Genomic DNA, 13,012 nt, shown 5'->3' on the forward strand with positions numbered 1-13,012 from the left:
GTAATAAGGTTTGAGTTCTTCCCAAACCGGTGGTGTTGGATTTTTCGAATACAAATCATAAGGATTAAACAGTTTTACCCATTTCAGCATTTCCTTATCATGATCATCAAGCAGGTGACTGTATTCTCCTTCGCGGTGCCATGCATAAAACGAATGGTAACGGAGCATGTACAAACCCGGCTCAGGAATGTAATCTTTCATCATTTGGTATACATATTCATCATGGCCCCAGGACATATGAACGTTGCGAAGTCCGCAGCCTTCTTCATATACACCAAGTTTAGTATTATATCTCGGATCCGAATAATCCTTGTTGTTTACGAAAAACTCGGGATAGACGATCTTATCGGAGTAAGCGCATCCTACCGGGAATGTGTCGCCGACAACCGCCCACTGTGGTTCGCCGAAAAGGCAAAGTGTTTTACCCATATCATGCATAAGTCCCGTCAGTACCATCCAGTCAGGATGACCATCGCGTCGGATGGCTTCAGAGGTTTGGAGGAGATGCTGGAACTGATCAAGGTCCGTATCGGGATCAGAGTCATCGACAAGCTGATTCAGGAATTGGAACGCATCCCAAACCGGCATTTCCTTTTTATCAAATTTGAGGTAATCGTCCTTTTTCTCTGTCACAAAATCATAGGTCTGGTAAGTATGATTCAAACGGTAAAATTCCCTGACCGTGTCGCGGCCCGGCTCTTCATAGTTTCTGAATTCATCTTTCGCTTTGTCCTTAGCGATAGTATCTGGTTCAGGGTAGCGCTCAAGTACAGCGTCTTCCCACTCATCAAGACTACGCAGTGGATTTATTTCTTCGGGAGTGAATGACTCGTTTTTTAGCGATGACATAGCTGTTCGTTTATTGAATATATGAGGCAACAAATTACAAAAATCACCCGAGAATGCAAAAAGCCGCGCGTTAAAGTCGCCCAGTGCAGGAAAATGATTGCAAATCCCATGAAACAAATATATTGTGCACCCAGAACCTGGATAACGCTATACGATTGACATGAAAGGCCCTTTATCCGGACATCTTACTAAAATGAGATTGTCTCCGGGCATTTTCTTCCGACCATAGAAAAAATGAACGAATGAAATTAGAGATTGCCGATTACCTAGTGATCATAGTCTACTTCCTCTTTGTAATAGGAGTGGGATTTCTGATCAAGAAAAAAATCAAATCCAGCAACGATTTTCTCTCCAGCTCGCGAAACATCCCGCTTTGGATCACCAGCCTCGCATTTATTTCCGCCAATCTGGGCGCCCAGGAGGTACTCGGAATGGTAGCTTCCGGAGCAAAATATGGTATAATGACCGTCCACTTCTATTGGGTGGGTGCCATCTTTGCCATGGTTTTCCTGGGGGTATTTATGATGCCCTTTTATTACGGTAGCCGGGCACGGAGTGTTCCGGAATACCTCAAACTGCGTTTTGACGAAAAAACGAGGGGGCTGAACGCAATCTCTTTTGCCGTTATGACGGTCTTTTCATCAGGGATCTCCTTATATGCACTGGCCAAACTACTTGAGGTGATACTTCACTGGGATTTTGACATTTCGATCTGGATCGCTGCCGGGATCGTTGCAACTTACACTTTCCTCGGTGGATTGACCAGCGCCGTATATAATGAGGTCCTGCAGTTTTTCCTTATCGTTCTCGGGTTATCGCCTCTCGTTATCGTTGGACTCCAGGATGCAGGTGGATGGGAGAATATTAAATCGCAGCTTCAACCTGAAATGACACATGCCTGGAAATATATGGGTGATGCTGACAGCAACCCGATGGGTCTGCACTTTATGTCCCTGATCTTCGGACTCGGTTTTGTGATGTCATTTGGTTACTGGTGCACTGACTTCCTGGTCGTGCAGCGGGCGATGATCGCTAAAAACATGGGTGACGCGCAACGTACTCCTATTGTTGCTGCATTACCAAAAATGCTTATGCCAATCATTGTGGTACTTCCGGGGATAATTGCGATAGCGCTGATGCAACCTGCGCTTCAGTCTAAAGGCTATAGCATTCCGCTGACCGATAAAGGTGAACTGGATTACACCATGACTTTGCCTTCTCTGGTGGCTCATTACTATCCAAGCGGCCTGTTGGGAGTAGGTATCACTGCCCTGATCGCATCATTCATGAGCGGTATGGCCGGTAATGTGACTGCATTTAACGCGGTATTCACCTATGATATCTATCAACCGTATTTTGTAAAGAATAAATCCGACAAACATTATCTGCAGGTAGGAAAAGTAATCACCGTAATCGGGATCCTCTTTTCGATCATGACGGCTTACATTGCCAAAGGTTTCAACAACATCAATGATTTTCTGCAACTGGTATTTGGATTTGTTAACGGACCATTGTTCGCCACTTTTCTGCTGGGCATGTTCTGGAAGCGGACGTCGGCTCACGGAGCCTTCTGGGGATTGGTTGCAGGAACACTGGGTGCTGCATTCACACACGGGCTTACGGTTGCAGAAGGAAAAGGCGGATGGATCGCCGAGGTCTGGGAAATTAAAAGCGGGATGGGCCAGGCATTCATTGTGGCTTCAGTGTCGTGGGTGGTCAATTTCTTCACCACCATTATCGTGAGCCTGTTTACAAAACCAAAATCGGACGAAGAACTGAAGGGCCTGGTTTATTCTCTGACTGAGAAACCAAAATACTACGAGGGAAAATGGTACCTGCGTGTAGTGCCTCTCAGCATCATCCTGATTACAATCACATTGATTCTTAATTTTGTGTTCTTTTAACTAACGCATATGTATAAGCGCCTCAACGAACTTAGTTTTGTGATCGGTTTATTCTTTTTGCTTGTTTCGGCCATCCTGATTATTAACGGCCTTATGAACGAATCCGCCAACAGCAACATTACTTTTTATACCGCGGGGGGATTTGTGTTATTCGGCATTTTTATGGTCTTAACCAAAAGCAAACCAGATTAAGACAATCTCTACATCCATTTGTATAGTTGGCGCCGGACCGGCAGGCGCCACGGTGGCGCTGCAATTAAGCCGTCTTGGTATCGAATGCACCATCATAGATAAGGCTACGTTTCCCCGCGACAAAGTTTGTGGCGATGGCCTTAGTGGAAAAGTCATTACCATACTTGAGAAGATTGATCCCGGCCTGGCTGAACGATTTCGTGCGTTTGATAATAAGCAACCAAGCTGGGGTGTGAGCTTTGTTTCACCCGGGCGATATGCGATGCCCATTCCATATAAAACTGATTATAACAAAACTGTTGATAACCCAATTGGATTCGTTTGTAAAAGATATCATTTTGATAATTTCCTGGTAGAAGAGTTGAAAAAAGCTCCCGGTGTTCAATTGATTGAAGGCATTGGAATCGACACCTATGAAAAAATTGAAAACGGTTATCGCTTATCAGACGCCGGGGGAAACGTACAGATAACGTGCTCACTCCTTATTGCAGCAAATGGTGCACATTCGGTATTTACGAAGAGACACGCAAAATTTTCATACACGCCTCATGAATATTCCGCGGGTGTACGTGGTTATTTCAGCAATGTCAAAAACATGCATACTGACCAATTCATAGAGCTTCATTTTCTGAATCAGTGCCTTCCCGGATACCTTTGGATCTTTCCCCTGCCAGGCGGCGAAGCAAATGTTGGCCTGGACATGTTGAGCAGCGATGTCAGTAGAAAAAAAATCAATCTTCGGAAGTTACTGATGGAGACAGTTTCCACTGACCCGGCTCTGAAAGAAAGGTTTTCAGACGCTTTCCTCAATGGCAAGATAGAAGGTTATGGCCTACCGCTGGCGGTAAAGCAACGAAAGATCTCGGGAGATAATTACATGCTTGTCGGAGACGCCGGATTCATGATCGATCCACTTACCGGGGAAGGTATTGGTAACGCCATGTATGCCGGGCGAATCGCGGCATTGCAGGCAGCAAAATGTATAACGACAAAAGACTACTCCGCCGATTCTCTTGCGGCCTATGATATGGAATTATACCGTGTGCTCGGACCGGAGTTCAAATTAAGTAAACGTCTACAAAGGCTCGCTGCCTACCCACGCCTGTTTAACTGGCTGATGAAAAGAGGAAGTATCTCGAAAGCACTCCAGACCCTGATTTCGGGTATGCTGTATGATGTTAAACTAAGGAAACAACTGGCTTCTCCCCGATTTTATTTCCGGGTGATAATGCAAAGGTTTTCTAAGTAAAAATAGCAGCCGGCAATTTGTTGTCAAACGCCGACTGCCCGCAGGCCGACCATCAGCCCACTTCCTTAAACCAGGTAAAAGGCATTTACTGCTTTCTTCAAAATGCAGTTTGCCTGACAAAACAAATCTTGTAATCTTATCTTAAATGGACAAGTAGATTGATTTGCGATTGGATATTGGATTTTCAACGGGGCGATCATCAGTTTCACAGCACTGTGCAGGGGTAACGCTTATGCACAATGCTTTCGACGATAATAGCTTTCTATAGCGCGTGGATCACATTTTCAAAGGTGGACATCCCAACGGGCGAATGATTGCGTTCTAACATTCCATAAGGACCAGGATCCATAACTACGCAAATCTACAAAGTGCCGCCTTCATAAGGATCGGGTTTTCACAGGACGAATAACATTCAGGGTGGATATCAGCACAACTTATGATTCGAAGGGTCGGATTCGAAGGGTTGGGTTCTCAAAAACTGGACTTCCATGGGTGTATATTCAAATAATGCTGAAGTGCTGTTCATTAAATAAACATTCAGCAATTATTTATAGTAAACATTAAAATTGGTGGAGAGATAATAGTATTGTAATAGCAAAATCGGTTATCGCGGAACTTATCAGAGAGAATCGTCAACTCCTGTCCTTTGTATCCCTGGCATCTGGTGCCCTACTATCCCGTTCCAGTCGCAAAATTAAGAATATATACCATGCGTTCTAACAAGTCAGCCCGCCCTTATCATAATATTAACGATTGTTAGTATTTATCCTGATAATCATTACCAGAGCGACTTTTATTGATGCCTGGCTAACGCCCGATATAATGCATTCATTTTCACCGTAATATTGAATCAATATTAAATCGTTACTCTTAAATCATCATTAAACAGTGAGAATCCGATCATGCTGCTATCGTTTTATGCGGACGATTGCCTTACAAACTATCCCAACCAGCCCTTCCAATTGCCCCGCGGCTGTTATAAATATTCATCCCGTGCATGATTAATAGCTCACACTTAGATCCTGTTCTATAATTAATTGTTCACACCGAGATCCCGTGCATGTTTAATAGCTTACACTTAGATCCTGTTCCATGATTAATTGTTCACAACGAGATCCTGGTGCATGATTAATAGCTGACATTTAGATCCTGTTGTATGATTAATAGTTCACACTTAGATCCTGGTACCATACTATTGGTTACTACATAAAATCCACCAAATGACCTCTGCCTTGTAAGCATAACCAGGTTGAGGCAATTAAAAGATCAAGTGTTGAGGAGCAGCTTCAGGCTGACGCGTTAACTATACCCGCACAGGATGACGTACTAACATTTGCGTATAAGCTGACGAATAAGGTATGCACAAATGATATTGTATTAATGTATGAATCGGCATTCTGCCGTGCTTTTTCTTCTTCTCCCTGGCCTAATGCATAGGTCTCCTTAGCATACGGCATAGGTCTACTTCGCATAAGGCACCCGATAACAGGGTGGGATAACCGCAGATATTATGTGATAAATAACAGGGTTTATACGCGACTACTTGTGAAAAACCTCATTAATATGTTAACTAAATATGAATTTGACAGTGTTTTTATCGAATAATATGCTTAAAAATTCTGCTGGACATCATATTATTTTTTTTCCAAAATGCTGATCCCACAAGGGTTTCAGGAATTGTCTCAAGCGTTTACCATAAGGAAAACACGTTCATGTTGATTTTTGAACTGCAAAAACCCGGCGTAAGTTTGTATCACGAAAGACGAACAGGCGGGTACGAATCGCCGAACAGTCACACACTCCAACTTTTGCCTGCCGCCCGATTGCTACATTGAACAAAACTTTTTTAACGTTTATTTTTTAGTATTTCAATTAACAATCAAAATATCAATTAACAATTTTTTTAACTATAGCATCTTAATCTAAAACTCTAAAAACTCAATTATTATGAAAAGAACACTAGTAACATTCGCACTGTCTTTATTTTTTGTTTTGTCTCTTAACCTGACAGCATCTGCTACAGACGAGAAAAAACCATCTTCTATCGAGGTTAAAATGATCAGCGCTGTTGACGAAGCTCCGGTTTTCCAACTTGATCTTAACAACAAAGAGGTTGAAGAATTTTATGTAACCATCAAGGACAACCTGGGAAACACTTTGTATGCTGATAAAATTAAGGGAAGCAACATCTCAAAGAAGTTTAAGTTGAATCCAGAAGGAATGATTGATGAGACTATCCGTATCGAAGTTAAATCTAAGAAAACTAACAAATCTGAAGTTTACACTATCAACAGAAGTTCTAAGTATGTATCTGAAACTGTTGTAAATAAATTATAAGGTCATCGCTCATCAGATTATCTTCCCCTTTAAAACGGCCCTGGTCAATGACCAGGGCTTTTTTTTTCATTTGATAAATAGCTGAAAGCCCCCGGCGTGACGATGAGTGTTTAACCTGGGATAATTGTTGCCATAGCAATGAAACAGATGAAACGAATTCTGGTTAAATTTGCCTTATGAAAGATTACAAAAAGTACTATTTACTTTCAGGAAAACCCGAAGAAGTGTACAACGCGCTCACAAACCCGGCAACGATACAGCTCTGGTCCGGCGAGCCCGCAGAAATGAGCACAGAACCGGGGTCGGAATTTGCATTGTGGGATGAGTCGATAAGCGGTAAGAATCTTGAGTTTATTCCAGGGAAAAAGATTGTGCAGGAATGGTATTTTGGAGACCAGGAAGAGAAATCAATAGTAACTATCATCATTCATGACCACAAACAAGGCAGTTCGGTAGAGTTGAGGCAAACCAATATCCCTGACGAAGATTTTGAGAATATTGTGGAAGGCTGGAACGTTAATTATTTTGGTTCACTGGATGAGTTCTTCGATTGACGCATTCTCCGTAATGTTAGGAATGAACCGTTACTTCGGTAACCGCACTTCACGGTCGCCTGATTCTTACCTGACCGGCACTTATAATATTTACCGGTGCTTATAATAGTTGCATCGCTTTCACTATATCTTTGGACGGTGTCTGCTCCCGGAACATTTTGGAAAGTTTACCGGATTTATCATAAAGGACAACGAATGGAAAGTTCCTGATGTTATAGTGCTTCTGAACCACCAGCGACATGCCTTCAGTTCCCACTTTAATATTTGGGTAATTCTGAATAGCGAGGTCGTTGGCAAACTTTTTTACCTCCGGCATAGGAAAATAAGTCACCATTATCAATTGCTTGTTTCCGAAGGTCTTTGCACTTTTTAATATCTCTTTTGTCAATTCTTTGCAATGGTCACAATCCGGAGAGAAATACATCAGCATTACCGGTTCGTTTTTCTTCAATTCAAAGGCCCGGAGATTTTTATTGTTGATGAGTGTAATATCGAATGGAGCCAGCGGCTTTGCCTGGGTATTCTGAGCGTTGACGGATAAGATACTGACAAAAACCAATGCAAATAAAAACAGCTTTTTTCCCATATAACTAATTTAACAATCCCCAAAAATAATTATAAATTATTGTTGACGTATTAATTAATTCACAAAACATGATGGTGCAATGCTTTTAGAAACAGCCGTTTCTCTTATAAATCACCCAGGGGTCGCAGCGGCTGGAATTGTAAAATGGGCCGATCTTGGTTGCGGAAACGGGCTGTTTACAAAGGCCCTGGCATCATTACTTAATCCCCGGAGTACTATCTACGCAATAGATAGGGCACCCCAGGTAAAAGATGGTAACATTCAAAACGAAATCCACGTTATCACCCGTAAATCGGATTTTGTTACCGATTCACTTGACCTCCCGTTGTTGGATGGCATACTGATGGCTAACTCCCTGCACTATGTAAAAGACAAGCCCCACTTCATAGATCGCATGAATGGACTATTGAAACCAGCCGGCAAATTTATCATCGTGGAATATGATACGGACAGGTCCAACCGCTGGGTGCCCCACCCTCTTAAATACACAGCTTTAGGCCCTCTTTTCAGGATGGCGGGCTACCAACAGATTGAGTTTATACACGCTGTTCCTTCGGTTTACCGTGACGCCGATATTTATGGCTGCATAATCAGCCGGTGATCGAAATGAGTTTACACTGGTAAACATTCACAATTTGGCGACTTTCACCATATGCATATCAAACAAAGACAGCAACTTCGGTCAGGCGCAGATCAGGTTGTAGACATAAAACCTTGATAGTACATGACCTCCCATACCGCGGCTTCGGTCAGGCACCGGTCAGTAACAATTTGTAAGAGGCCAGTAACAATACGAAAGCAAGGACGTATTTCAGTATCTCCTGGTTAAATTTTAATGCGCCAAAGTAGGCACCAAGTAAACCACCGCTGAAGGCCACGATTACATATGCAATCATATCCGGGCCAAAACTAACCCCAACGCTTAGCTGACCTGCAAGACCAGCAACAGAATTGACAAAAATAAACAGGGCGCTTATTGCAGCAGTTTGTTTCTGGTCGGTCCACTTCAGCATGAGCAGTACAGGACTAAGAATAATGCCGCCCCCTATGCCGATCAGCCCCGACAGGAACCCGATAGCCGCTCCAATAACCAGGGAGACCACCAGGTTTGGCTTCCGGAATTCTTCTACCGGGATATTAGGAAGAAACAGGAACCGGCAAGCCGGGATCAGCAGGAAGGCACCAAGTAATTTTTTATAAATGTTTCCGTCAAGCAAAAGCAAACCACCGGCAAAAGCCATCGGAACTGACGATATAGCCAGCGGCAAAAATATTCGCCATTTAAAATACCTGCCACGGTAAAACTGTATGAAGGATGTGAGTGAAACAAACAGGTTCAATAGTAATGCTGTTGGTTTCATAACAGCGGGAGTGACCGCAAACAAAGCCATCAATGCGAGGTATCCGCTGGCCCCGCCATGCCCGACGGAGGCGTACAAAAACGCAACTACAAAAAGTAAAATGTAAAACAGTATGACCTGGTCCATCTGATAGCGTTACAAAAGCAATTATATGGTTGTTATGGAAAGCAATAGCTTATTGTGCCGTCGATATTGTATCAGGGAAGCAAATGAATATTTACTAACGCTTCGGCTTCCAATGATGTCACCTCTTCACCCACTACCAGCAAACAGTTCGCCTTCGCAAATGAGCTCAGTCGAAACGATTCCTGGGCATTTAGAAACTGTACATACCCATCGTGATAAATGGCTTTCATAAAATGAGTGAGACCTACAGGCTTTATCAGTGACTGTCCCAATTTTGCCTGCTGCTCCTTCAGGCTTGCAGGGAGTAAGCTCATCTGCTCAAGAGCCGGCAACACATATTCATAATAACAGGTAAGTACAGACGAAGGATTCCCTGGAAGTCCGAAGACCGTAATATCATTCTGCATCCCGAAAAACAAAGGTTTCCCGGGTTTTTGTTTCACTTTGTGAAAACCGGTCTTAACCCCGCAAGCGTTGGCAGCAGAAACAACAAAATCATATTCCCCGACACTTACGCCTCCGGTAAGTAAAACGAGATCGCTTTCGCCTAATGCAACCTTCAATATGTCAGAAGTTGCCTGCAGCGTATCTTTCACATAATATACATTAACGTGCCTTATGCCGGCAACATTGAGCGCGGCTTTCAGCCCGAGGCTGTTCGATTCGAACACCAGCCCGTACTCAGGAGCGTTTCCCCGCTCCTGGAATTCATTGCCGGTAACTATAACAGACACTCTCGGTAAGGGATATACGCTGACTTCTGTTAGCCCGGTTGCCGCCAGGTAACTTACTGAAGGTGGATTCAGGTAATGACCGCGGGGTAACAACAATCCCGACTTCCTGACCTCGGCGCCAATGTTCCTCACAAACTGGCCTTTGATAATTTCGTGATCGGCTATGAACAGAAAGTCTTCCTGCCTTCTGGTTTTCTCCTGCATTACAACAGTATCAGCGCCCGCCGGTAAGGCAGCTCCGGTGAAGATCCGGCATGCTTCACCCGGTTGCAGGATAAAATCTCTCGCCTTTGGGGTAGCCGGCCCTGCAGCACGTTCGCCGGTTATTTTCAGTGGTTCACCCGGATGATAATCATCAAAGGCAAACGCATAACCATCCATTGAAGACTGAACAAATCCGGGAATATCATATGGCGCATAAAGATCCTCCGCCAGGGAATAACCTGCGGCATCCTCCAATTTCATCAGCACTGGTGGTAGCGGTTTACAGGATTCCCTGATTATAGCTTTTGCCTGGCCAACAGATATCATCTTAATTATTTAGCCACCGATAGTGATCATCGAACGGTTATGAATATCTTCCGGGTGAAGTTCGCGAAACAGGTGATCAAACTGACCGCCCAGCTCTTTCGCTTTTTCTCCTATGCATTGATGGATCAAAGGCAATATATCCAAACCTGATCTAAGGGGAGTCAGGAGGTCAGTTTCTGTTTTGGAAAAAAGACAGTTTTTAAGTTTACCGTCTGCGGTTAGTCGCATCCGGTTACAGCCACCGCAAAATGGTTCACTCATCGTGCTGATAACGGCGAAACTACCGGCATGTCCGGGTACTGCATATTTTTTTGATGTATCCTGGAGATCATTAGGAAGTGCCTGTACTTCATAGGTGCTTTGCACCTGCGACAAGATTTCCTGCAATGTCACCACCTTATTGCTCGTCCACCGGTTACCGGCAAAAGGCATGAATTCGATGAACCTTACTTCAAGGGGAACATCTTTGGTCCAGGCAATAAAGTCGTTGATCTCGTTGTCGTTTAGTCCTTTCATTACAACGCAATTCACTTTTACCCTGATATTGCGTTTCATCAGGAGGTGAATATTCGACATTACCGTGTCGAACTGGTTCCTCCTTGTGATGAGGTTAAACTTATCAGCCTGGAGGGTATCGAGGCTTACGTTCAAAGATTTTATTCCTGCATCTGCAATCACATCGATCAGGTCATGCACCCGGGTAGCATTGGTTGTCATAGTCAGCTCTACTGGCATCGCCGCCAGTTTAGCGATTATACCTGCAGCATCTTTGCGCACTAATGGTTCCCCACCGGTGAGACGTATCTTATTAACACCTTCAGCAACAAAGACGCTGGCTATGCTTTCGATTTCGTCAGGTTGCATAAGTCTTGAAGCCGGCGTGAATGCGTAGTCCTCATCCGGCATACAATAGAAGCACCTTAGATTACAGTTATCAGTAAGTGATATCCTGAGATAGTTATGAACCCTGTTGTATTTGTCAATTATCATTATAACCTCCGGCCTGTTTTGTTATTGTATTACAGGCTTAGCAACATACCAGCAGCAGTTTACTTTGCATTCTTTGAGGCAAAAGCTTCAGCCTGTGCGTTCAATTCTGCAGGAGATAACGCTTTGGACGCCTGATCCACAATTATCCGATAACGAAAGGTAACAGATTCTCCCTTTTTCAGCTGAAGATTCTTTGAAGATTTTCCATTGGTAAATACATTTTCTCCCAGAGGGTTTGCAGCGAATAAACCGTAACCCCTTGCATGCCAAAAGGTTGGATAATTAATATTCTCCGGGTGATCTATAATAGCAATGCTAATCGAATCATTGCCCATTTTACCGTAAAGATTGACCCATTTGGCCCTTGTGCTCCATACACTATCGCCCAACTTTCCTTCGCTGCTCAGGTAATTTCCGTTTGCTACTGCGTTTGCCTTCACAACCGTCGCATTGCCCTTGTCATCTGTAAAGCTCTTTTCTTCTTTCGTCGGGATCTGTAGTTCCTTAGCTACCCTGATGGCCAGCAACGCATCTTTTGCGTCTTTGAACAATGCATCCTGTGCTGCAGTTAACACAGTGGTCCGGTCAATGATCCGGCGGTTGCCGGTTCCGCTGAATTCAAGCCTCGTGGTTTCCTCTACGATGAGATCGTTTTTTTGATTCGTCCAGTTAGCATGATAAGCAAGGATACCGGTGTTGCCATCTTTTGTTTCGGTGATCTTATCCGTTTTAATCCAACCATAGGCGGCTTTTTTATCCGCCTTGATGGCGTATGAGTTGTTCCAGAAATCCAATCCGTTTAAATTCTCATAGTTAAACCAGATTCCCATGTGATGGGGATGGTCATCGGGTTCGCCTGGTTTGGGCATGAGCGGAAATCCCCTGGTAACCATCGTTCCACCGGCGCTGTAAACCGGGTATAAGATCGGCTTCTCCAGTGTATCAGGATATCTGAAACTTGTAAATAACTTCTGCCCGATCATCACGTCTATCTGCTTACCTTCTTTTTTCACCAGTTTTACCGGCAATGGCTTTTGCGCAAAGGAAGTTGAGACCATAAACGATAAAACTATTACAGTGAAACCTCTCGAAAAAATATGCATATAAATCTTTTATTGTTGCTGGAAGTCTATCAGAATGTAAACACTTTGCTGCCGGCCATCACTTCCTGGGTTTTCTCATCGAATGTTGCCTTGAGCCCGGTATGAGAAGCAGCGGTCGTCATGATATTGGCTATGGAATGACTATAGCCAGCCTCAACAGGTGCATTTGGTTCTTTGCGGCTGATCACACATTCCATCCAGTTCCTGACGTGGTTTGAAGTGAGCCTGTCACCGCCGGTATTTGCAGATGCTACAACCCGCTCGGTATCTTTCAAGCTGATTTCTTCCAGAAGATTTGGCTTCATTTTCATTGCCTCAGCAAAGTTTTTACGCAATCCACCTTTTGGTGAAACCTTATTTGTGTTAAGATTTAATTCACCGCCGTTGGAGTAATAAATTTCTGCCGGGTTTTCATCGCCATTATGCATACGGGATCCAAAGGTCACCTGGAATCCACTCTTAGGATCGTTTTGAGGACCATAGTCAAATACTGCAG

General features: G+C 43.8%; 12 protein-coding genes and 1 pseudogene. 6 read left to right on the forward strand and 7 right to left on the reverse strand.

The genetic code is table 11. The annotated features are described in order from the left end of the window. Window positions 1–849, reverse strand: an 849-nt coding sequence (locus ACX0G7_RS26715) for an inositol oxygenase family protein (protein WP_458926608.1), incomplete at its 3' end; no start/stop codon positions are given. 242 nt (window positions 850–1,091) lie between these two features. Between ACX0G7_RS26715 and ACX0G7_RS26720 the strand changes: the two genes are divergently transcribed. The 5 genes from ACX0G7_RS26720 to ACX0G7_RS26740 all read left to right on the forward strand — a co-directional run bounded on the left by ACX0G7_RS26720 (window position 1,092) and on the right by ACX0G7_RS26740 (window position 7,085). Next, window positions 1,092–2,753, forward strand: a complete 1,662-nt coding sequence (locus ACX0G7_RS26720) for a sodium:solute symporter family protein (protein WP_458926609.1) — start codon at window positions 1,092–1,094, stop codon at window positions 2,751–2,753. A gap of 9 nt (window positions 2,754–2,762) precedes the next feature. Beyond that, complete coding sequence (locus ACX0G7_RS26725) at window positions 2,763–2,945, forward strand: hypothetical protein (protein WP_458926610.1); 183 nt, start codon at window positions 2,763–2,765, stop codon at window positions 2,943–2,945. Window positions 2,946–2,967: 22 nt separating this feature from the next. After that, a complete protein-coding gene (locus ACX0G7_RS26730) occupies window positions 2,968–4,194 on the forward strand; it encodes an NAD(P)/FAD-dependent oxidoreductase (protein ID WP_458926619.1) in 1,227 nt (408 codons plus the stop codon). Between the two features lie 1,947 nt (window positions 4,195–6,141). Next, on the forward strand, window positions 6,142–6,531 hold the full coding sequence (locus ACX0G7_RS26735) for a hypothetical protein (RefSeq protein ID WP_458926611.1): 390 nt from the start codon (window positions 6,142–6,144) through the stop codon (window positions 6,529–6,531). Between the two features lie 176 nt (window positions 6,532–6,707). Beyond that, window positions 6,708–7,085 carry an SRPBCC domain-containing protein gene (locus ACX0G7_RS26740; RefSeq protein WP_458926612.1) on the forward strand — a complete coding sequence of 126 codons (378 nt, stop codon included), beginning with the start codon at window positions 6,708–6,710 and terminating at the stop codon, window positions 7,083–7,085. A gap of 100 nt (window positions 7,086–7,185) precedes the next feature. Here the strand turns inward: ACX0G7_RS26740 and ACX0G7_RS26745 are convergent, their stop codons facing one another. Further along, entirely contained in the window at window positions 7,186–7,671 is a 486-nt protein-coding gene (locus ACX0G7_RS26745; protein WP_458926613.1) for a TlpA family protein disulfide reductase, read from the reverse strand. 79 nt (window positions 7,672–7,750) lie between these two features. Between ACX0G7_RS26745 and ACX0G7_RS26750 the strand changes: the two genes are divergently transcribed. Continuing rightward, a complete protein-coding gene (locus ACX0G7_RS26750) occupies window positions 7,751–8,272 on the forward strand; it encodes a class I SAM-dependent methyltransferase (protein ID WP_458926614.1) in 522 nt (173 codons plus the stop codon). Between the two features lie 148 nt (window positions 8,273–8,420). Here the strand turns inward: ACX0G7_RS26750 and ACX0G7_RS26755 are convergent, their stop codons facing one another. The 5 genes and pseudogenes from ACX0G7_RS26755 to ACX0G7_RS26775 all read right to left on the reverse strand — a co-directional run. Then, the gene (locus ACX0G7_RS26755) at window positions 8,421–9,158 is read right to left on the reverse strand and encodes a sulfite exporter TauE/SafE family protein (protein ID WP_458926615.1); all 738 of its coding nucleotides are present in this window, start codon (window positions 9,156–9,158) and stop codon (window positions 8,421–8,423) included. Between the two features lie 71 nt (window positions 9,159–9,229). Beyond that, window positions 9,230–10,423: a molybdopterin molybdotransferase MoeA gene (locus tag ACX0G7_RS26760; RefSeq protein ID WP_458926616.1), complete on the reverse strand. Its 1,194-nt coding sequence runs from the start codon at window positions 10,421–10,423 to the stop codon at window positions 9,230–9,232. A gap of 9 nt (window positions 10,424–10,432) precedes the next feature. Then, the gene (gene moaA, locus ACX0G7_RS26765; RefSeq protein WP_458926617.1) at window positions 10,433–11,413 is read right to left on the reverse strand and encodes a GTP 3',8-cyclase MoaA; all 981 of its coding nucleotides are present in this window, start codon (window positions 11,411–11,413) and stop codon (window positions 10,433–10,435) included. A gap of 59 nt (window positions 11,414–11,472) precedes the next feature. Continuing rightward, a complete protein-coding gene (locus ACX0G7_RS26770; RefSeq protein ID WP_458926618.1) occupies window positions 11,473–12,516 on the reverse strand; it encodes a DUF6807 domain-containing protein in 1,044 nt (347 codons plus the stop codon). 29 nt (window positions 12,517–12,545) lie between these two features. Next, window positions 12,546–13,012 (reverse strand): annotated as a pseudogene (locus ACX0G7_RS26775) (gfo/Idh/MocA family oxidoreductase); the annotation flags it as partial.

The organism is Flavitalea antarctica, from assembly GCF_054461535.1.